Raw genomic sequence first — 20,190 nt, 5'->3', positions numbered from 1 at the left:
CTCCCTCCTCGGACAGCGCTCGACGAGCGCGGCTTCGTCCGCCTCATCGACCGGTCACGCCGTCCATCGCGGCCTCACGCGGGCCCGCACCACGACTCGAGCGCGCTCCTCAGGTCGGCGAGGCGCGTCGCCCGTCGCGCGGCGTCGGTCGCCCACGCGACGTGCCCGTCCGGCCTCACCAGGACCGCGTCGAGGGCGGCGAGGTCGCTCCCGGGCGCGGCCGTCGCGCGGACCACGTCGACGCGGTCGCTCCACGCCGCGCCTGCCTCCCGGAGATCGGCCGCTCCGGCGAGGTCGAGCAGGACGAACCGGGCCGTGTGGAGCAGCTCGTACAGCCGCGCGGCGCCGCGGTCCGTGACGAGCGCGCGATCGGGCGCCCGCCTGCCGACCCAGGGGTGCGTCTCCGCGGCCTTGCCGGTGGAATACGCGACGTCGAGCGCGCTGATCAGCTCGGAGAGCCGCCGGTTGACTGGCTCGATGGCGAGCAGCTCGCTCATCATGTCACGGAGCGCCATCCCGGCCTCCGAGAAGTCGCCGAGCTTGGTCTGAACCTCCGTGTTGCGCCCCAGGGCCTCTCCCACCGGGTGGCGCTCGTCATGATAGCTGTCCAGCAGGCCCGGGGGCGCCCAGCCGTTCACCTCGGCCGCGAGCTTCCAGCCGAGGTTCATCGCGTCTTGCAGCCCGACGTTGAGCCCCTGGCCGCCGGCGGGAAAGTGGATGTGCGCCGCGTCGCCCGCGAGCAGGACCCGCCCGCGCCGGTACCGCTCGGCGAGCCGCGTCGCGTTGCCGAAGCGCGACAGCCAGCGCGGGTTGCGCATCCCGAAGTCCCTCCCGGCGATCCGCGCGACGCTGCTCTTCAGCTCTTCGAGCGTGACCGGCTCGGACGCGCTCACGTGCGTCCGCTGCGGATCGAACACGACGAAGCGATAGACGCCCTCGTGATCGCCGGGCGGGAGCGGGGCTGCCAGCACGGAGCCGCGCGAGCTCGTGTGCCTGAACGGCCTCGGAGGATCGTCGAGCTCCACATCGCCCAGGAAGGCGGTCACCGTCGTCTCCGTGCCCGGAAATCCGATGCCGATCGCGCGTCGCACGGCGCTCCTCGCTCCGTCGCAACCGACCACGTACCGCGCGCGCTCCTCGGCCTGGCCCTCGGGCCCCTCGACCCGCAGCGCGACCTCGCCCTCCCGCTCCTCGACCGCGACGACCGAACGATCGCGCTGGATCTCGACGCCCAGCTCGCGGGCTCGCTCCTCCAGGAGCGCCTCTGTCTGGGTCTGGGCCAGCCACAGCGTGTACGGGTGAGGCGTGTCGAGGCGCGAGAAGTCGAGCGGGGTGTCGAGCCACGCGAAATGCCCCGTCGGTATCGGCACGCCCCGGCGCCGGAAGCGGTCCAGGATCCCGCGCTGATCGAGGATCTCCAGGCTCCTCGGGTGCACCGTGAGCGCGCGCGACTGCTCCGTGCGCGTCCGTCGCTGCTCCAGCACGCGGACCCGGACCTTCGCGAGCGCGAGCTCCGACGCCAGCAACATCCCGACCGGGCCGCCGCCGACCACCAAGACGTCATTTTGCATCGTCATTGAAACCTCCGCATCCATGACTCTAACACCGTTAGAGTAAACCTAACGGTGTTAGAGTCAAGGCGGTGGTTCGCCTTCCGGGCGCGAACAGGGGAAGGACCAACGATGGGACTACGACGTGAGCAGGTCATCGCGACGGCGCTGCGTCTCCTGGACGACGTCGGGCTCGATGCGCTGACGATGCGCCGGCTCGGGCAGGAGCTGAACGTTCAGGCCGCGACGCTCTACTGGCACATCAAGAACAAGGAGGAGCTGCTCGACGCGATGGCGGAGGCGATGCTGGCGGAGTGCGCGGCCGGGGTGCCGGAGGAGCGCTCGGGGATGGAGCGCGCGGCGGGCGTGGCCGAGCGGCTCCGCCGGGCGCTCCTCGCGCACCGCGACGGGGCGCGGGTCTTCGCGGGGACCTACGTGGCGCAGGACAACACGCTGAGGGTGTCGGACACGCTGGTCGGCGCGCTGAGGGACGGCGGGCTCTCACCGCGCGCCGCCGCGTGGGGGTGCTGGTCGATCGTCTACTACGTGATCGGCTTCACCCTCGAGGAGCAGGCCCTGGAGGTCCGCCCGGGGACGGACCCTGCCAAGGCCGATGCAGGGCGCTTTCGCGAGGCGGTGGAGCGAGGAGCCTACCCGCACCTCGCGGCGGCGCTGCCGCACCTCGTGAGCACCGATCACGACGCGCGGTTCCGGTACGGGCTTCAGCTCCTCCTCAGGGGACTGGAAGCCGAGGTTCAAGGGACGCCGCGAGCAAGAGCGTCCGGGAGCTCGACGGACGCCGGCGACAAGCGGCGGGCGTCCCGCCGGAGCGGCTGACACCCCGGGCGTGGAATGCCGGGCTGCGCAACCTCAACCTGGGTCGGGCTGCGGAACCTCAACCTGGGTCGGGCTGCGGAACCTCAACCTGGGTCGGGCTGCGGAACCTCAACCTGGGTCGGGTTGCCCCGAGACCCGGCTCCGCCTCCGAAGGCGCCGTGAGCGTCTGAGCCGTCATGGTCCCGATCCGGCGCGTCCTGGCACAGATCGCCACATGAGAAGCCACGCCAATGCCGAAATCGTGCGGCTCGGGCCCGGTACGCGCCGTGCATTGCGGTACACCCGGCCGGGTCCGACGTCGGCACGTGAGGACCCGGGCGGCCAAGGAGACCCAATGCGTACCCGTTTCCGCTTCGCTTTCACGGTGGGAAGCCTCCTCGCGCTCGGGGCGTGCTCGGGCGGATCGAGCCCATCTGACCCCTCGATCCAGGATCCCGGCGGCGACGGCGAGATCCCGGGGAAGGGCGCCGGCATGGGTGACGCCGTCGGCTCGGCCTCGGCCGGCGCGGGAGCTGGGGCGGCGGAGGGCGGCGATATCTCGGGCGACCCCGGCTCCTCCGACAGCGGCGAGGGCACCGGCATCGGCACCGGCGGCAGCGGCGGTACCGGCGGCACCGGCGGCAGCGGCGGCAGCATCGAGCCTGGCACGCTCACCGCGGGCGTCTGGGACGACAACCGCAACTTCGACTTCTTCCTCTCCTACCGGAGCACGCTGTACGCGCAGCAGCTCCCGGGCCTCTTGCCCATCACCGAGGCCGACCACCAGGCCGCGCACAGCCTCTTCGCGGCGCCTCCAGGAAAGAGGGAGACGCTCGACGTCTCGCTCATCATCGACACGACCGGCAGCATGGGCGACGAGATCACGTATCTCCAGACGGAGTTCATCGCGCTCTCCGACGCCATCTTCGCCAGGTACCCGGACGCCGCGCAGCGCTGGTCGCTCGTCGTCTACAGAGACACCGAGGACGACTACATCGTCCGGTGGTTCGACTTCCGCACCGATCCCGGCGAATTCCAGGTGAAGCTCGCCGAGCAGGGGGCCGACGGCGGCGGCGACACCCCGGAGGCGCCCGACATGGCGCTCTTCAAGGCGGCCGACCTCTCGTGGCGCACGGACGACGACACCGCGCGCCTCGCCTTCTGGGTCGCGGACGCGCCCCACCATGACAGCAACGCGGCGGACATGGCCGATGGGATACGAGCCCTCAGGGACCGCGGGGTGCACGTCTATCCCGTCGCGTCGAGCGGCGTGGACGAGCTCACCGAGCTCAGCATGCGCTCCGCCGCGCAGTTGACGGGCGGCCGGTACCTCTTCCTGACGGATGACTCCGGGGTTGGCGGGGCCCACAAGGAGCCGACGATCCCCTGTTATTACGTGACGAAGCTCGATCGCGCGATCCTGCGCATGGTCGACATCGAGCTCTCCGGTGTCTACCGCGAGCCGGAGCCGTCCGAGGTCATCCGCACGGGCGGTGACCCCCTGGACGGCGCGTGCGAGCTCTCGTCAGGCAGCGAGGTGCTCGCGTACTGATCGGCGCCTCACGAGGGGCGAATCGGCTCCGCGAGCCAGCGAACCAGCGCGTCGCCGTCGAGGTCGAGCAAGGCATCCTCCACCTCGACCGGGCCGAGCGCGCGGGCTCGCTCGAGGATCGAGCGCTCTTCCTCGGCCGTCGGTCGTCGCCCGAGCCGCCGCGCGAACAGGCGACCGAGCAGCTCCGTGATCGCCTTCTGCTCGCCGCGCTGCTCTCCCCGTTGCTCGCCGCGCTGCTCTCCCCGTTGCTCGGCCTCGATGATCATCTCTCCGATGATCGGCGTGCGCCGGAGCAGCCCCTCTTCCTTGTCCTCCACCATGATGACCAGCTCCTTCAGCAGATTATGCCCCCAGGGGTCGATGGCCGCCATCACCAGGAGCGCCGTGTACAGCTCGGCACGTTCCTCTATGGTCGCCGCCGCCGCATGGATCTCCGCGACGATCTCCCGCAGCGCCGCCGCCGTCGCGTTGCGCGCGAGCGGAGCGAACACCAGCCAGAGCACGCTGCCGCGCGCACGGAGCTCGGCGACCGTGCGCTGGTAGACGGCGTCGATCCGGAAGCGCGCGCCGCTGAACGGCCGCCCCGGCCAGGCGATGCGGCGCTTTCCGGTCGCCGGCAGGCGCCTCCTGCGGCCGGAGAGGACCACGGCGACGCTCTCGAGCGGCGGGACGGGCTCGCCGGGGGCTTCGAGGCGGAGCGCGGCGAAGAGGAAGCCGAGATACTCGAAGACGTCGCTGCGTGGGGTCGGGTCGCTGTGCGCTGCTAGGCGGGCGCGTACGCCACGGCCGGGGGCGCCTGCGGCGCGAGGCGCGCCGGTGCAGAGGCCACCTGTGCAGCCTCCCTCTCTTGCCTCACTGCAACCGTCTTACGGTACTGCTCGGCCTCGGCGATGCGGGTGATCTCGATCTCTCCGTGCATTCGCCGAACGGTCCTGGCAATCTCATCAAGGTCGACCTGGAAGAATTCTTTCTTCTCATTGATGAGGTTGATCCGTCGTTCGTGAAAGGCACGATGCAGGGCGGTTTCCAGCGCCGGTGCGTCGTCGGAATAGATCATCGCATGGACATCGAACTCGAACGGCACCGACGCGTCCCCGAGCTCATGCACGCGATCGAGGGGGTCCAGACGGCGTGTCATGCCGATCTTGTAAACGTGCTCCCCGAACGAGCCGATGTTGGAGATCACGTAGACGTGTCCCGAACGCGTCAGCTGCGCTCGAGAGATCGCGCGCTCCTTGTTGGCGTGCGCTTCTTCCAGCTTCTTCTGCAGCGCCTCGATCTGCGATTGGAGCTTCAGCTGCTTGGCGCCGGCCGTCCTCTCGACCTCCTCCTGCGCCTTGCGCAGCGCCTCCTCGTAGCGCTGCTCCTCTCGCTCCGCCTCCAGCCTCGCCTTTTCGAGCTCGCGCTGCGCGATCTCCTCCTCCCTCATCTGCTCACGGATACGCCGCTGCTCCTCCTTCTCGGCCTGGACCTTCTCCTGGTACTCGTACGCAAGATACAGCTCTTCGAGTTTGAGATCCAGGTACACCTTCGTGATCTCGCAGTTCTGCACCCCGACAAGCCCGTTGATGACCTCCCACGATTTCTTGATGCGAGCCTCCATCACGTTCACGTTCTTGTAGGTCACCTTCGCGATGGCAGCGTCGGACTCACCGTTGAAGGCGCGCAGTATGAGCTTGAGGGTCTGGCTGATCTGCTTTCGTCCCTCCGTGACGCTCCCGTTGACCGTCCATACGGTGCGGCAGATGGCGGCGGACTTGTCTTTGAGTAGCTCCTTCTGGCGGTCGCGAATCCGTTCGAGCTTGGCCTGGTAGATCTCCGAAGACGAGAAATCGTACCGCGGCCGGTAGAAGCCGAAGGACTGGAGGTTCGACTCCTCGTCCAGCGCGCTCTGCTCGACACGTAGCTTCGCGATGCTGGCCTGGAGCGACGCCAGATCCGCCGTGCCCTGCTGGAGCTGGCCCCGGAGTCCCTGCAATGTCTGCTCCCACTGGGCCCTGGCCTGGGTGACCTCACCCTGCAGGCGCGCCCGGTCTACATCGAGTTGAGCGACCGCTCGCTGCTTCTCCTGCTCCGTCGCAGCGATGCGCCCGAGGCGCTCGCTCATGACGTGCAGCTCATTCTGCAGCCGCGCCTGCTGAGACGCCAGATGCTCGACCGCGTTCCGCTTTTCCCTCTCAGCTGCGGCGAGGCCAGCATGGGCGTCATTGAGGGCAGCGTGGTCCTGGCGGAGCTTCTCCAGCTCCGTACCCGTGGTGAGATGTTGCGCCTGTACATCCCGAAGAGCTTGCCCCCATTCGACTGTGCTACGGTCGATCTCCCTTTGCAGGCGTGACCGGTCTGCATCGAGTTGAGCGAGCACACGCTGTCGCTCTGATTCGGCATCGACGATACCGCGGAAGCGGTTGAGCATGGCCGCGTGCGTCTGCTGGAGGACAGCGAGCTCCGAGAAGATGCGGTCACGCTGCTCCTGGAGACTCAAGAGCGCCTGCTCTCGCTCGGCCTTCATCCGCTCGGCAGCCTCGCGGGCTCCGTGAAGCCTCCTCTTCTCGGCGCTCAGCTTCATGAGCCATCCGGCGAGCAAGGCAATCACGATGAGCGCGAGACCGAGCAGGGCTCCCAAGAGTTCTTCCATGGTCGAGCACACTCCTGCGAGGGACAGACCTGCCAGGATCGATCGTGGGCCCCCTCGCTAGCATCAACGTACAAGGCGTGTCATCCCAACGAAAGCGTTTCCTCCTGCGCAGCGTTCATCGTACCTCTGCGCACATTCCAGGATCAGCTGCGCGGCGGGATGGCCGCTGCCCGCGGAGACTGGCGTCGTTCAAGCACGCCTCGCCGTTGTCCGAGGTTGCGGGTCGCTCAACCAGGGTCGGGCCGCGGGGCTCGCTCAACCTGGTCGGATCGCTCGTCAGCCGTCCGCTTCCTGCGCAGCGAGCCCCGGCAACGCCGCGAGAGCGGCCGGCGCGCTCGGCGAGGCGCTGCGGTACCGATCGTGCCCATGCGCCCTGTACAGCAGCACGCCGTCCTGAGGTCTCCCACCCGGCCGGACGAGCGGCAGGAGCCCCGCCTCTTCGTCGCTGCGGCGCACATCATCGCTGCGGCGCACGTCGAGCTGCCATCGGGGCTCGACGCCTGCGGCCACGCGCGCCAGCCACGCCAGCCGGGCGCGCCGTCGCGCCGCGCCGAGCACGGCCAGCCCGAGCCCGATGGCGACGAGGCCCCATGGCGACAGCGCCGCTGGCGCCCACCGCCAGGCGAGCCTCGCGCACGCTCCCCCGAGGAGGAGCCACAGGCCCGCGGTCGTGAGCACCCGATCGGGGCCGTCGTGCGAGGGGTCCAGCCGCGCGCGCACGGCGCTCCCGGCGAGCACGGCGTACCAGGCCCCGAAGGCGAGGCCGAGCGGTGCCCCGTAGACTCCACCCAACAAGGTGCCCACGAAGAATCCCACGAAGAAGCCGCCTCCCTGCCCATTGCAGACGACCCCTATGCCCGCGAGCGACAGGCCAGCATTGAGGACGCCGGCCAAGGCACCGCCCAGAACGCACCGCAGCCACGCGCCGCGGTGGCTGGTCGCGCGGAGCGCGTAGCGGAGCAGGGCCACGCTGAGCAGCGCCGTCGAGGTGGCCATCACCGCGGCAGCGCCCGCCTTGCCCTGGATCGCGTCGCGCGCGAGCGGGATCCACCAGACCGCGGGCAGCGCCGCCGCCGCCGCGAACGGGACGACCGCAGCGAGCACGATTCTGTCGGACGTCAGCCAGGTGGGCGGGGACCAGGGCACGGGGGGCGTCGAGGGTTCATGCGGCCTCCGGTCGCGCCGTCGGCGCCCTGCGAGGGCGGCGGGCGCGCGCATGCGTACTCTGACCTCGCCGTCGACGCCGGGCCATCGAGCGCCTCGCGAGAGGGGGCGACGCTCTCGAGGCTCAAGGTCGATGATGGCTCCGCCACCATGGAATGATGGGCCGGCGATCCTTCGATCCTGGAGCGGGCAACGTCGGAGCCTGCGCGGTCAACCCCGGAGCAAGGCCCGGCCAACCTCCAGCGCACACCGACGAGGGCGATCGCCGAGCGGCCTTCCCGCGTGGTCGTGAACGTGCCAGGTCCCCCGAGGCAACCCCATGAGCGACGCGAAGAGCAAGGCGACCGCAGCAGCGCTCGCCGCCGGCCAGCGGGACGAGGCGAGCGCGCCGACAGCGACCCTCGTCGAGGAGCGACCCCGGCGCGCAGGTGCTCTCCGATGAGCGCCGCCGGCGCCGTCCAGCCTGCGCGGGGGTTCCACAGGAGCCTGCGCGCGACCCTCTTCATGGCGACCGGGGCGGCGCTGCTCACGTGGTCGCAAGTCGCGCTGCGGTTCCTCTCGGAAGCTCAGCCGGGCGCCGGCGACGTCACCCTGGTAATGCTGGTCAACCTCTGGACGAACGTCGCGATCTTCATGGTCGTCGCGCTCCTGCTCTCGCGCCGCAGCCGCCGTGTCCCGGCGGCCGCCCTCGTGGAGCGGCGCGTGGCGCTCGGCGCCTACGCCCTCTTCGACCTGCTCGGGGTCACGCTCTTCCTCGTGGGGAGCCTGTTCCTGCCCCTCGCCACGAACTCGCTCCTGTATTCGCTCCACGTCATCTTCACGCCCTTCCTCCTGTGGGCCGCGCTGCGCCAGGCGCCCGGCGCGAGGCGAGGCCTCATCGCGCTATGGGCCTTCGTCGGCGTGGCGATCTACTTCCACGACGGGTTCCTGACCTACGAGGCGCTCCACGGGTACCGCTGGCTGGCCCTGCTCCTGCCGCTCGCGGCGGCGTTCCTCATGTCCCTCGTCAACCTGAGCGCAGATCGCCTCCAGCACATCCCGTTCGAGTACATCCTCCTCTTCACCTCCCTCGTCGGCATCGCCGCCAGCCTCCTGGCGCTCGTCACGACGGGCTCCGGAGCGATGATCCTCGGAGGCAGCCTCTGGTCGTCCTGGGACCAGCTCGTCCTCTCGGCCGGCGCCGGCGCAGCGGCCCAGTTCTGCATCGTCATCGGGCTCACCTCGGGCAGCCTGCTCGCGGCGGTGATCACCGAGGCGCTGACGGTGGTGTTCACCGGGATCGCCGGGCTCCTGTTCCTCCGGGAGTCGATCAGCCCGGCGCAGCGCCTCGGCATGGCCGTCATCCTGTCGGCCATCGTCCTCATCAACCTGTCGAACCGGAGCCCAGAGGCCCGCGAGCCGGGATAGCGTGGCGGCCGCCGCCCGCGGCGGCGGACAGGATCCACGCGGCATCGTGCAGATCTCTCCCCGCAGCTCCGTGGGTGGAGGCGACCCCTTCGATGGGCCGATATGCCGTCGATAGCCTGGCTTTCCCGGGAGATGGACATGAGAACGCGCAAGCGCGCCTGCCGCCACCCGGGACGAGCGGCGCGTCGCATCTGGCATCCTCCATTCCGATCGATCTTCGTGCATCAATCGTTTTGTTCTTCTCTCATCCCTCTTTCGTGATAGACGGAGTTCCATGAAGTTGGACCGAGGAACACGCTGGTTACTCGCGTTGTTCGCGGTGAGCGGCTGCAGCGGAGGGGCCGAGTCGCCGGCAGGCGACCCTCAGCACGCAGGCGCCGGCGCGGACTCCACATCGTGCGCTGCTCGAACGCCCATCGCCTGCCCTGGAGACGTGACCTACGCCGACGTGGCGCCGATCCTGGAAGAGAAGTGCGCGTGGTGCCATAGCCAATCCGAGGACGGGCCCTGGCCATTGACCACTTACGAGGAGGTCACCGCGTGGCGGCACAAGATTCGCTCGGACATCCTGAGCTGCTCGATGCCGCCGCCGGACTCGGGGTTCGAGCTAACGGCCGAAGAGGCGTCCCTCATCCTGGGCTGGATACGCTGCGGCGCGGCGCCCTGACCGCGGCAGCGAGCACGACGGGGTGCTGGAGCGATCGCCCAGCACCCCGTGCACGCTACTGCAGCTCGAGCACGTCGACCGTGCCCTCCGTGAAGCGCGGGACGAGCAGCCGCCCGCGCTTGCTGTCGTAACCGAGGTCGCTCGGCGCGGCGAGATCACCGGCCGCGACCTCGAAGGGCTCGCCGAGCTTGCCGCGGAAGATGGCGGAGGCCTGCCAGCTCGTCGCATACAGCCAGGGGCCGTGCTTGACGAGGCCAGCCAGGCCGCCGGCGGGCAGCTGCGATACCTTGCCCTTGTTCCCCTGGCCGTCGAGCTCGAACACCTCGTTGGCGCCGAACGAGGCGACGATGACGCCACCCTGCGTCGGCTGAAGGCTCGTCGGGCGGCCCAGCGGGCCTTCCGCCAGCAGCTGGACCCGATCGTCCTCGATCACGTAGACGGCCTCGGTGCCATAGCCGTCGAGGAAGCCCAGAGGCGGCCCCGAATCCGACAGGTACAGGCGACCGTCACCCGTCGCGGTGAGGCCGTTCAGGAAGGTCGAGCCGGGCACCGCGATCTCGCCCAGCGCCTTGCCCGTGGCAGCGTCGAACTTGCGGACGACGTCGATATCCGCCACGTACAGAACGCCGCTCACGATAGCGAGCCCCTTGGGCGCGTGGAGGGTCACCCCCGCCTGACCGCCCTCGATCCACTTGAGCTCCGTGATCGAGCCGTCCGGTGAGAGCACGGAGATGAACCCGTTGCCGTCCTTGGCGGCGGTCTCGCCGTTCACGCTCGATACAAGGTAGCGATCGCGGGCCGAGTCGTAGAGAACTCGCTCGGGCTCCGAAAAACCGCTGTAACGCACGGCGGCCGTCTGCGAGACCTGAGACGGCACTTCGCTCTCCTGGCTCTCCTCGCTCTGAACGTTGCACGCCGAGAGCGCGCCGCTGATCGCAACGAGCGCGATGATGGAAGATCGTGTCATGGTCTTTCCTCGATATCTCGTCATGGGTGGGCGCATGCTCAGCGGCGCACGATGGCGATGCCGTGGGGGCGAGCCGGACCGGTGCCGATGTCGCGGTTGAAGTCGAGATCGAACGCCGTGTCGGGCGTCAACACGTCCCCCGCGGTCTTGAAGACGCGGATCTTGCGATCGCCGTCGACCTGGACCACGCCGGTCGGGAACAGGTCCTGCACCAGGAAGTAGTCAGCGACGACGACCTTGTCCTCGTCCGGGCTGAAGGCGAGGTAGTGGGGGCCCGAGTTGGGGCCCAGGTTGGCCACGCTGAGGACGGTGGGATGCTCGCGGTTCTCGATGTTGAGCAGCACCACCTTGCCGTCCTTGCCCTGGAAGTTGAGCGTCAGCGCGAGCCGTGTGCCGGCCCGGTTGATCTTGAACAGGTGTGGCCAGGGCTTCGGCGCTGCAGCCGTCGCGAGGTAGTTGAAGTCGATGGCGAGCGGCGCCGTGCCCGCCAGGGGCTTGACCAGGTAAAGCCGCCCGTCGTTCACGCCGGTGACGTAAGCCCGGAGCTCCGGATCGCCAGGGATCAGCTCGACGTTGATGGTGCCGGCCGGAACGCTCGGGTCTCCGACGGGGATCTTCTTGGTGATGGTCCGGCTCGCGAGGTCCCAGACCCGCACCGCGCCGCGGAACTCGACCCTGCTGCCCGTCGGCACGTCCAGGGTGTGCAACGGGCAAACGAAGTCGCTCGTGAGCAGCAGGTTGTGCGCCTCGTCGATCGCGATGCCGTGGGGGTTGAAGTCGTCGAGCGGCGGCACCAGCGGCCACTGGCCCACCTCGTTGTAAGCGCCGTCGTACTCGACCACGCGGCCGGGGGCTTCGCCCGCGACTCCGCCCATGAAGGTCGTCAGGAAGCCGCCGCGCGAGAGCGGCACGTACTCGTCCGCGATCGACGCGGTCACCGGCAGGGTGTTCGCCTTCACGAACTTGGGCGAGCGCGGGTTCTGGATGTCGAATACGAAATTCTGGTTCTGGACGCGCAGGATGCTGAGGAGGCCGCCAGCGGCCAGGGTCTTGCCGTCCGCAGAGACCCCGACGTGGTGCGGCTCGTTCCCGATCGCGCCCGTGCTGAGCGGGATCGCGGTCGGGAGCGAGAACGGCAGCGGAACGGTCTTCAGCACCTTGCCGTACGTCGGCGAGCCGGCGTCGAAATCCACGACGGTGAGGAAGTCTGGCGCTCTGTGCTTGGCGTCGCTCGCCCAGACCAGCAGCGTATCCTGGGTGGCAGACGCATACGACGGCATGCACACGACGCTGGCCGCGGCGAGCCCGAGCGCAGAGAGCGACTTGAACACGGACGCTTTCTTCATGTTGTCTCGATCTCCTGTCGACTGATCGGTCCGTTGCTCGACCACGGCGCAGCGGGCAGCAGTGACCGCCAAAGGCAGCTGCTGCCCGCGCAGGCAATCACGCGTCCGGTACACGACGCCCACCCTCCGTCGCAGACGGAGCCCCGTCGAGCTTGTGACTGGACGTTTGTCCGTTTTAACGGATGCCGTCAACAGTCTGCTGCGTTGCCGGTTACATTTTTCTGCCCACCCCGCAGGGCTGTGGCGTGAGGGCGGCCCTGTCGATGGGCGGACAAGCTGTTGATTTTATTGGTTTTTCAGGAGCGGCGGGCCGCGTGAGCTCGAGCTTGACGGGACGACGCCTGCCGTATATTCCTGGGCGTGTATATAGCCGATCGGCAATGCAGTGCCGGGCCAGGGCCTATCCAGGCGGATGCCGGTGCGCGCAGGCGCGCGCTCGCACGCCGATCAGCGCCTCTCCGCCGGAGCGGCGCCGCCGTTCGAGAGGTGAACCCTCGCCGCGGTGACCTTCAGGCGCAAGGACGCCGCGCGGTGACTCGAGCCCTCACGTCGCGTCGTACCTGTCGTGATGGCGGACCCACGACATCGAGAAAGAGAGCGCGGACTCGTCCCGGCCCCTGGGCGTGAGATCGAGGTAGTTGTAGGTGCCGATCAGGACGTCGAGCCCGCGCGCGTAGGTCGAGTAGGTGTGAAAGACCTCGTCGCCCTCGCGGGCGAAGACGCTCACCCCCGGGGCCTCGGGATGGGGGAAGCTCCCCTTCTTGAAGTTGTACTCGATGTCGCCGCGAGCGCGCGCCTCCTCCGGGAACGACACGCCGTAATCGAAGTTGAACCTCGACTCGCTCGAGGAGACCCACGGAATGGTCCAGCCCATGCGCGCCTTGAACGCCTCGATCTTGGCGAGCGGCGCGCGGGAGACGGCGCAGTACGCCGTGTCGCGGGCCGCGAGGTGGACGTGGCCGCCCTGGATGTTGTCGACCACGTACGAGCAGCTCTTGCAGCCCTGATCCCAGCTCGGATCGAACATGAAGTGGTAGACGATGAGCTGCCGGCGCGCGCCGAAGAGGTCGCGCAGCGCCACCTTGCCCGAGGGGCCGTCGAACACGTACGCCTCCTCGACCTTCACCCAGGGCAGCTCGCGGCGCGCGGCGCTCAGCGCGTCGCGCCGCCGGTCGTGCTCTTTCTCTCGCTCGAGCAGCGCGAGGCGCGCCGCCAGCCACTCCTCCCTCGAGGCGACCCTCGGGCGGCTCATCGGCTCCCTCCCTTCGAGGCGCCGGCGCCGGCGACCTTGCCGCTCCGGAGCTTCTTGACGACGGCCGCGGTCACGGCGCCAGCCGATGCCGCCTTGACGAGGACCAACCCGAGGGAAGCGAGACACGCAGGGCACATGGGACTACTCTCCTCCTGCCAGCCGCGCGCCCGGGGCTCCGCGGCCGACACGGAGACGTGACCACGTCGCCTGTGGTCGCGACAGCAACATCGATGTCGCGATCGGTTGGCGCGCGCCGCTCGGCGTGAGATGCTTCGGCGATGGAAGCGGCGGTCGAAGTCCCCGCCGAGCTCGGCGCGCTGGCCGCTCGAGCGCTCGCGGCGGGGGACGCGCTCGGCGCGCTGAGGGTGGCGGGCCCCTTCGGAGGTCCCCACGCGCTCGCGCTCCGCGGGATCGCGCTCGCGCAGATGGGCGCCTACGCGGAGGCGAGGGCCGCGCTGGAGCGCGCCGCGCTGGCGTTCGCGGCGGCGGGCGCGGAGCGCGCGCGGGCGCGGGCGAGCGCGGCCCTCGGGGAGATCGCGCTCGCCCAGCGGGAGCTCGGGGAGGCGCAGCGAGGGCTCGTCGAGGCCGGCGACGCCCTCGAGCGCGCCGGCGATCTCACGAACGCCGCGTGGGCCCGCCTCGGCGCGGCGCGCGCCGCGCTCCTCGAAGGTCGCGTCGCCGAGGCGGAGCGGGCGCTCGCGGCCGCCGAGGCCACGGTCACGGGCGACGCGCCGGTGTTCACCAGGGCGGCGCTGGCGCTGGCGCGCGCCGAGCTGCACGCGCGGCTCGTGCGGGCTTCCTCGGCGCGGCGCGCCGCGGAGCAGGCGGCGGCGTGGGCGCGGGCGAGCGGGCACCCGCAGCTCATCGCCGAGACGGAGCGCTTCCTCCGCGCGCACGACGAGCCGGTGGCGCGCGTCGCCCGCGGCGGCCGCGAGGAGCTCGCGCGCCTCGCCGACGTCGAGGCCCTGGTCGCGGCCGAGGGGCGCGTCGTCGTCGACGCGCTCCGGCGCCGCGTCCTCGACGGCGGCGCCGCGCGCGCCGACCTGTCGCGCCGTCCGGTCCTCTTCGCCATGCTCGAGGCGCTCGCGCGCGCCCACCCGGCCGCGGTCGCGAGCGCCGATCTCGCGCGCGCGGCGTTCGGCGTGCGCACCATCAACGAGTCTCACCGGCGGCGGCTGCGCGTCGAGGTGGGGCGCCTGCGCGCCGCGCTCGGCGGCGCCGGGGTCGTGAGGGCGCTCGGGAACGCGTACCGCTGGGAGCTCGGCGGAGGGGTCGAGCTGGTCCTGCTCGCGCCGCTCGATCCGGGCAACGCCGGCGCCATCTGCGCGCTCCTGGCCGACGGCGCCCCGTGGAGCGCACCGGCGATCGGCGCCGCCCTCGGCAAGAGCACGCGCACGGTGCAGCGCGCGCTCTCGGCGCTGGTGCTCGCGCGCGCGGTCGAGGTCAGCGGCAGCGGCCCCTCGCGGCGCTACGCGAGGCCCCGAGCGGCGCTGTCGATCGCGTCACAGATGTTGCTGCTCGGGCTCGCGCTTCCAGGCTAAGGGGGCGGGGCAGGGAGGTCCTGGATCATGAAGGCAAGGCAGGCCGAGATCATCGCGGAGCGCACGTTCGACGGGGTGGACTCCATCCATGGGGTCACGTTCGACGGGCAGGCGGTATGGTTTGCGCACGGGGCTGGCGGAGACCTCCTGTCCGCGGAGCCGGAGACGGGCCGGGTGCTGCGCCGCCTGAAGGCCCCGGCCAATGCCGGGGTGGCGTTCGACGGGAGCCACCTGTGGGTCGTCGGGGGCGGCAAGATCCGCAAGATCGATCCCGCGACCGGGGCCGTGCTGGGGGAGGTCCCGGGCTTCGATGCAACGCCCGTGACCGGGCTCGCGTGGGCCGATGGCGCGCTCTACGCGGGCATTTACCGGCAGAAGAAGATCCTCAAGATCGATCCCGAGCGCGGGACCGTCCTCCGCACGCTCGTCTCCGACAGGTTCGTCACCGGCGTCACGTGGGCGGACGGCGACCTCTGGCACGGCGTGATGCGCGACGAGGAGGGCGCGCCGTCGGAGCTCCGCCGCGTCGACGCGCAGCGCGGCGAGGTCCTGGACCGGCTCGCGCTGCCGGAGGGCGTGCGCGTCTCCGGCGTCGAGGCGGACGCGAGCGGCCGCCTGTGGTGCGGCGATCCGGCGACGGGCAAGCTTCGCGCGGTGAGGAAGCCGAGGACGGCGGCCTGAACACGCGGGGGCGGGGGAGGGAGGAGCTTCCCTGCCATTCCCTCGTCAGCGAGGGCTGCACTGCACGACGCAGATGGCCGAGGCGCCCTTCGCGCGCGCGCTCGACTCGCACGCTCGCTTCGCTTGCTGCGACGCGAGGAAGCGGTCCTTTCCTCCGCCATTGCCGAACACCATCTGATAGTTGCAGGCGCCCGCGAAGCCGCAGACGCGCACGGACGCGCTCGCCGTGCACCACCAGGACGCCCCGCCCGCCGCGCTCCCGTTGCTCGCGGCGCCTTTCGAGGGCGCTGGCGCTTCGCCCGTCGCGTCGTCGCCGGCGGGCGACGGCGCATCGTCGCTCGGCGGGTCGGCGCCCGCCACCTCATCGGCTTCCAGGTCGGGACGGAGCGGGGTGTTCGTCGGCAGGGGCGGCACGGGCGTGGCGCTGCCCGCGGTCGACACCTCGAAGGGCGCGGGCTCGACGACGGCCTGCTCCGGCGTCGCGCTCGCCACGAAGTACGCCACGCCGCCGAGCACGACGAGGGCGCCCATGCCGAGCACGAACAGCCCGCCCAGGACCGCGAGCACGATCACGACCGGCGGTACGCCCGGCTTCGGACGCGGCGGCGGGGGTGGCGGAGGGGGGTAGTGAAACGGTGGCTGGGGAGGGTAGTGATGCGGCGGCTGGGGACGGTGCTGAGGATGCCCGGGACCGAACATCCCGCAATAGTAGCGCAGCGGAGCCGTCCGCGCAGCGGAGCCGTCCGCGTCGCGGTTGCACGGGAGATGTTGCCGGGCTGCCGGACCCGAAGGCCCCTGCTCATGAAGCGGCTCGGGGACCCTGCCGGCGTCACGTGACCGCTCGCTCCAGCGGCTCATTCTGGACCGATCATTCTAGAATGATCGGTCCAGAATGAGCCGCTGGAGCGAGGACAGCTGGGCTCAACCATGAAGCCAACCGGTCGCCTTCTGTGTTCTGGTTCTCGATGCCCGCGGCGGCCCGAGCCTCGTCCTGCCCTTCTAGGGCAAGGGCAGCCCCCCGTTGTCTGCCTGCGGCCGCCCCTTTCTCGCGCCGCGCGCTGCCAGCACCCCGATGGCCGCCATGAGCTCCGTCGGCTGGACCGGCTTCGCGAGGTGCGTCTGGAACCCGGCGCGCAGCGCTCTGGTGCGATCCTCGTTTCCGGCGTACGCGGTGAGCGCCACCGCCGGCACGTCCCCGCCGCGCTCCCGCGGCAGCGCCCGCACCCGGCGGATGAGCTCATAGCCATCCATCCCGCGCATCCCTATATCGCTCACGAGCACGTCCGGCCTCTCCAGCTCGAGCAGCCTCAGCGCCTCTTCCGCTGATCCTGCGAGCCTGACGCGCGCCTTGCGCTCTTCGACGAAGGTCCTGACCATGTCGCGGGTATCCGGGGCGTCGTCCACGAAGAGCACCGAGATGCCGCTCAGGTCGGAGAGCTCGCAGGTGTCATCGCCGCTCGCCCGGACATCGACCTCCCGCCCTTCCGCGACGCCGAGCGGGAGCTCGACGGTGAAGGTCGTGCCCTTTCCCACGCCGGCGCTCGTCGCCCGCACGGCGCCGCCGTGGAGCTCGACCAGGTGCTTCACGATGGCGAGCCCCAGGCCGAGCCCGCCGTGCCGCCGAGTCGTCGAGGCGTCGGCCTGGCGGAAACGCTCGAAGACGTACGGGAGGAACTCGGGCTTGATGCCTTCTCCGGTGTCCGAGACGGTGATCTCGACGTGATCGCCGGCGCGGGAGACCTTCACCTGCACGCTCCCGCCCCCCGGGGTGAACTTGATGGCATTGCTCAGGAGGTTCCACACCACCTGTTGCAGCCGGTTCGGATCGCCGCGCGTCACGCCCACGGCGGGACTCGAGATCTTTTCGAGCCGGATCCCCTTCGCCGCCGCCGAGGGGGCGACGGACGAAACGGCCGTGCCGACCACGTCGTGCAGGTCCAGGGGCTGCACGTCGAGATAGATCTTGCCAGACGTGATGCGGCCCATGTCGAGCAGGTCCTCGATGAGCTGCGCCTGCGCGCGGGCGTTGCGCTCGATGACCACGAGTCCGTTGCACAGGTCCTCGTCCTCGCAGCTCACCCGACGGCGCAGGAGGTGCGTCCAGCCGAGGATGGCGGTGAGCGGGGTGCGCAGCTCGTGGCTCACCGTCGAGAGGAACTCGTCCTTCAGCCGGTTTGCCCGCTCGGCCTCGCTGCGCGCGGCCTGCTCGACCTCGAGCAGGCGCGCCCGCTCCTCCTCGGCCTGCTTGCGATCGGTGATATCGATGACCGAGCCGACATAACCAAGAAACTCGCCGCTCGGGCTGAACCGCGGGGCCGCCGCGTCGATGCACCACCGGTACTGCCCGTCACGGCGGCGGAGGCGGTAATCGAAGCGGAACGGCTCCCGGCTCGCGTTGGCGGCGCGGAAGGTGCTCGCGGAGCGCTCGACGTCCTCCGGATGGAGCATGTCGAGCCAACCGAACCCGAGGCCGGCGGCCTGAGCCTGCCCAGTGAAATCGGACCAGACCTTGCTGAGGTAGGTGCAGCAGGCGTCGGGCCCGGTCACCCATATCATCACGGGGGAGTTGTCGGCGATGTTGCGGAATCGCTCCTCGCTCTCGCGTAGCGCGTCCGCGGCCGCTCGCTTCTCCGTGATGTCGGTGACCATGCCGATCATGGAACGAGGCTGTCCTGCCTCGTCGTGCTCGACGGTGCCGAGGTCCGTGACCCAGCGGACCTGCCCGTCGGGGCGGGCGATGCGGAACTCGATCGCATAGCCCACCCGCCCCTTGATGGCCGCTTCCGTCTCCGCCCGGACCCGCACCCGGTCGTCGGGGTAAATCCTCCGCTCGAACGCCCCGAGCGTCCCCTCGAACGTGCCAGGCGGGATCCCGAAGATGCCGCACACCTCGTCGGACCAGACAACGCGGCCGGTGGCGACATCCCAATCCCACACGCCGGTCTGCCCGGCGCGCAGCGCCAGCCGCAGCCGCGCCTCGTTCTCCCGCAGCGCCTCCTCGGCGCGCTTGCGCTCGGTGATGTCCCGGACGACCCCGAGCATCACCAGATCGTTCCCCGCGCGCTCGAAGGCGCCGGTCGACGCCACCCACAGGACGGTGCCGTCGGCGTGCAGGACGCGGTACTCATCCTCGTAATGGGCTTCGGACAGCCTGGATCGAGCCTGCGCTATCGCCTGGTCGGCCGTGCGGACGACGGCCGCGCGGTCCTCGGGATGGATGCTCTCGAGCCAGCGCGCGTAGTCCACCCGGCCGCTCCCCGGACGGTCCCCCTCGAAGAGCGCCCGGGCCTCGGGCGTCCAGGCTGCCGCTCCGCTGTCGATGTTGAACTCCCACAGGCCGATCCGCCCGGCGCGGCTGGCTCGCCGCAGCCGCTCCTCGTTCTTGCGCAGCGACTCGCTGTTGCATCTCTCGTCGGCGACGACGGCCAGCACCAGCGTGGTCATGGCGGTGGCGCCGATGAACTGCTGGAGCAGCGCGAACTGCAGCGCCGCGGGGGCGCCGAACGGCCCGTGCCCCTCGGTGGTGGCCTGGACCGCGACGGCCGCGACCGGGAGCATCGCCGCCGTCGCGCCCCGAACGCCCCACGTCAATGCCGCCCAGGTCAGGGCGGGGAAGGTCAGCCATGGGCGGACCATGCGGGAGGCTTCAGGCCCGAAGCTCAGCCAGGCCAGGGCCCAGGCAGCCGCCGTGCACAGCGCGAGGTGCAGCCACCGCCCCCGGGCCCGGCCGACCGGCTCGCCACGCGCCCAGCTCAGCACGAGGGGCGCCACCACGATCACCCCCGTCACGTCGCCGGCCCACCGGTTGAGCCATGCCACGAGAGCCTCCCTGAAGCCCTGGTCGAGCGCGCCGGCCAGCGCGAAGGTCCCGGCAGTGGCGGAGACGGCCGAGCTGCCCAGGGCGGCGGCGCCGAAGGCGAGCACGTCCCTCAGGCGCGTGAGCGCCGGCTGCAGGCGAGCGCGGCGCAGCGCCCACGCGCCGCCCAGGGCTGCCAGCGTGTTCCCGGAAGCGAGGGCGGCCTTTGCCCACAGCGGGAGGGACGGCGCTTCCAGGAGGAACGCGGCCATCGTCCCGGCGAACACGGCCGGCCACAGCCTCTGGCCCCCGAGGACGAGCCCGGCGAGGGCGACCCCCGCGGCGGGAAACGCCGGGCAGGCGTCGCGGCAGGCCGTCGCCCACCGGAGGCCCAGCACGGCCAGGAGGGAGTAGCTCGCAAACAGCGCTGCGGCAGGGACGAGGGAGCGTGGCCAGTCAGCGCTTCCGCCGGTTTTCACGACGCAGCTCCTCGAGGGCGGCAAGGTGAGCCCCGCGAAGAGGGCCGCCGCTTTCTGGGGATCTCGCGCTCCAGGTGTAGCCGCTTCGCGTCGGGGCGCAGTCGCTGCAGTTCCCCACGCTCCAGCGCCGTCAGCCCCGCCGGCGGGCGGTGGCCCGCGTCGGTGTCCGCGCGCTCGATGCTGTCGCGCAGCGCCGTCTCGGTCAGGTCGAGGTCCTTCGCCACCTGGCCGATGCTCCGGTCGCCCGCCATGGCCAGCCGTACGGTCTCCGCCTGGAGCCCGGGCGTGAACGTCCTCTTCTTTCCCGTCCCATCCCCGCCTCCTGGTGCCTTCGAGG

Annotated in this window: 15 protein-coding genes and 1 pseudogene; 6 read left to right on the top strand and 10 right to left on the bottom strand. The window is 70.6% G+C overall.

Annotated features, from left to right (window positions below):
• Window positions 1-74 precede the first annotated feature (74 nt).
• On the bottom strand, window positions 75-1,571 hold the full coding sequence (locus WME89_RS31625; protein ID WP_438003396.1) for a monooxygenase: 1,497 nt from the start codon (window positions 1,569-1,571) through the stop codon (window positions 75-77).
• 111 nt (window positions 1,572-1,682) lie between these two features.
• Between WME89_RS31625 and WME89_RS31620 the strand changes: the two genes are divergently transcribed.
• Together WME89_RS31620 and WME89_RS31615 are read left to right on the top strand one after the other, a co-directional pair.
• Window positions 1,683-2,387, top strand: coding sequence for a TetR/AcrR family transcriptional regulator C-terminal domain-containing protein (locus tag WME89_RS31620; RefSeq protein WP_438003395.1), 705 nt, complete (start codon window positions 1,683-1,685; stop codon window positions 2,385-2,387).
• Between the two features lie 334 nt (window positions 2,388-2,721).
• On the top strand, window positions 2,722-3,918 hold the full coding sequence (locus WME89_RS31615) for a vWA domain-containing protein (RefSeq protein ID WP_438003394.1): 1,197 nt from the start codon (window positions 2,722-2,724) through the stop codon (window positions 3,916-3,918).
• 8 nt (window positions 3,919-3,926) lie between these two features.
• On the opposite strand, the gene WME89_RS31610 is transcribed toward WME89_RS31615, so the two are convergent.
• The 3 genes from WME89_RS31610 to WME89_RS31600 all read right to left on the bottom strand — a co-directional run bounded on the left by WME89_RS31610 (window position 3,927) and on the right by WME89_RS31600 (window position 7,657).
• Entirely contained in the window at window positions 3,927-4,565 is a 639-nt protein-coding gene (locus WME89_RS31610; RefSeq protein WP_438003393.1) for a hypothetical protein, read from the bottom strand.
• A gap of 116 nt (window positions 4,566-4,681) precedes the next feature.
• Entirely contained in the window at window positions 4,682-6,553 is a 1,872-nt protein-coding gene (locus WME89_RS31605) for a DUF4041 domain-containing protein (RefSeq protein ID WP_438003392.1), read from the bottom strand.
• A 276-nt stretch (window positions 6,554-6,829) separates the two neighbouring features.
• Window positions 6,830-7,657, bottom strand: a complete 828-nt coding sequence (locus WME89_RS31600) for a hypothetical protein (protein WP_438003391.1) — start codon at window positions 7,655-7,657, stop codon at window positions 6,830-6,832.
• Between the two features lie 498 nt (window positions 7,658-8,155).
• Between WME89_RS31600 and WME89_RS31595 the strand changes: the two genes are divergently transcribed.
• Both WME89_RS31595 and WME89_RS31590 read left to right on the top strand, forming a co-directional pair.
• Window positions 8,156-9,124, top strand: a complete 969-nt coding sequence (locus tag WME89_RS31595; RefSeq protein WP_438003390.1) for an EamA family transporter — start codon at window positions 8,156-8,158, stop codon at window positions 9,122-9,124.
• A gap of 433 nt (window positions 9,125-9,557) precedes the next feature.
• Window positions 9,558-9,791 carry a hypothetical protein gene (locus tag WME89_RS31590; protein WP_438003389.1) on the top strand — a complete coding sequence of 78 codons (234 nt, stop codon included), beginning with the start codon at window positions 9,558-9,560 and terminating at the stop codon, window positions 9,789-9,791.
• A 55-nt stretch (window positions 9,792-9,846) separates the two neighbouring features.
• Here WME89_RS31590 and WME89_RS31585 read toward each other — a convergent pair whose 3' ends face one another.
• From WME89_RS31585 to WME89_RS31570, 4 genes are all read right to left on the bottom strand, one after another.
• A complete protein-coding gene (locus tag WME89_RS31585; RefSeq protein WP_438003388.1) occupies window positions 9,847-10,758 on the bottom strand; it encodes an SMP-30/gluconolactonase/LRE family protein in 912 nt (303 codons plus the stop codon).
• Between the two features lie 38 nt (window positions 10,759-10,796).
• Window positions 10,797-12,104: a selenium-binding protein SBP56-related protein gene (locus tag WME89_RS31580; RefSeq protein ID WP_438003387.1), complete on the bottom strand. Its 1,308-nt coding sequence runs from the start codon at window positions 12,102-12,104 to the stop codon at window positions 10,797-10,799.
• A gap of 544 nt (window positions 12,105-12,648) precedes the next feature.
• Window positions 12,649-13,356 carry a DUF899 domain-containing protein gene (locus WME89_RS31575; RefSeq protein WP_438003386.1) on the bottom strand — a complete coding sequence of 236 codons (708 nt, stop codon included), beginning with the start codon at window positions 13,354-13,356 and terminating at the stop codon, window positions 12,649-12,651.
• On the bottom strand, window positions 13,353-13,493 hold the full coding sequence (locus WME89_RS31570) for a hypothetical protein (RefSeq protein WP_438003385.1): 141 nt from the start codon (window positions 13,491-13,493) through the stop codon (window positions 13,353-13,355). Before WME89_RS31570 ends, WME89_RS31575 begins: the two co-directional genes overlap by 4 nt.
• A gap of 141 nt (window positions 13,494-13,634) precedes the next feature.
• Here WME89_RS31570 and WME89_RS31565 point away from each other — a divergent pair, with 141 nt between their 5' ends.
• Together WME89_RS31565 and WME89_RS31560 are read left to right on the top strand one after the other, a co-directional pair.
• Window positions 13,635-14,897, top strand: a complete 1,263-nt coding sequence (locus tag WME89_RS31565) for a helix-turn-helix domain-containing protein (protein WP_438003384.1) — start codon at window positions 13,635-13,637, stop codon at window positions 14,895-14,897.
• A 21-nt stretch (window positions 14,898-14,918) separates the two neighbouring features.
• Window positions 14,919-15,578 (top strand): annotated as a pseudogene (locus WME89_RS31560) (Vgb family protein); the annotation flags it as partial.
• Window positions 15,579-15,623: 45 nt separating this feature from the next.
• On the opposite strand, the gene WME89_RS31555 reads toward WME89_RS31560, so the two are convergent.
• Together WME89_RS31555 and WME89_RS31550 are read right to left on the bottom strand one after the other, a co-directional pair.
• The gene (locus tag WME89_RS31555) at window positions 15,624-16,151 is read right to left on the bottom strand and encodes a hypothetical protein (protein ID WP_438003383.1); all 528 of its coding nucleotides are present in this window, start codon (window positions 16,149-16,151) and stop codon (window positions 15,624-15,626) included.
• 426 nt (window positions 16,152-16,577) lie between these two features.
• On the bottom strand, window positions 16,578-19,853 hold the full coding sequence (locus WME89_RS31550; protein ID WP_438003382.1) for a PAS domain-containing protein: 3,276 nt from the start codon (window positions 19,851-19,853) through the stop codon (window positions 16,578-16,580).
• Window positions 19,854-20,190: the final 337 nt, after the last annotated feature.

This window comes from Sorangium sp. So ce321, assembly GCF_051530195.1.
Classification (GTDB): domain Bacteria; phylum Myxococcota_A; class Polyangia; order Polyangiales; family Polyangiaceae; genus Sorangium.
This window is presented reverse-complemented; position numbering and strand designations above follow the sequence as displayed.

What these genes read in the sequence shown, in the direction of transcription:
- WME89_RS31625 (WP_438003396.1), bottom strand. Translation starts at nt 1,571, where the DNA reads ATGCAAAATGACGTCTTGGTGGTCGGCGGCGGCCCGGTCGGGATGTTG.
- WME89_RS31620 (WP_438003395.1), top strand. Translation starts at nt 1,683, where the DNA reads ATGGGACTACGACGTGAGCAGGTCATCGCGACGGCGCTGCGTCTCCTG.
- WME89_RS31615 (WP_438003394.1), top strand. Translation starts at nt 2,722, where the DNA reads ATGCGTACCCGTTTCCGCTTCGCTTTCACGGTGGGAAGCCTCCTCGCG.
- WME89_RS31605 (WP_438003392.1), bottom strand. Translation starts at nt 6,553, where the DNA reads ATGGAAGAACTCTTGGGAGCCCTGCTCGGTCTCGCGCTCATCGTGATT.
- WME89_RS31595 (WP_438003390.1), top strand. Translation starts at nt 8,156, where the DNA reads ATGAGCGCCGCCGGCGCCGTCCAGCCTGCGCGGGGGTTCCACAGGAGC.
- WME89_RS31585 (WP_438003388.1), bottom strand. Translation starts at nt 10,758, where the DNA reads ATGACACGATCTTCCATCATCGCGCTCGTTGCGATCAGCGGCGCGCTC.
- WME89_RS31580 (WP_438003387.1), bottom strand. Translation starts at nt 12,104, where the DNA reads ATGAAGAAAGCGTCCGTGTTCAAGTCGCTCTCTGCGCTCGGGCTCGCC.
- WME89_RS31575 (WP_438003386.1), bottom strand. Translation starts at nt 13,356, where the DNA reads ATGAGCCGCCCGAGGGTCGCCTCGAGGGAGGAGTGGCTGGCGGCGCGC.
- WME89_RS31570 (WP_438003385.1), bottom strand. Translation starts at nt 13,493, where the DNA reads ATGTGCCCTGCGTGTCTCGCTTCCCTCGGGTTGGTCCTCGTCAAGGCG.
- WME89_RS31565 (WP_438003384.1), top strand. Translation starts at nt 13,635, where the DNA reads ATGGAAGCGGCGGTCGAAGTCCCCGCCGAGCTCGGCGCGCTGGCCGCT.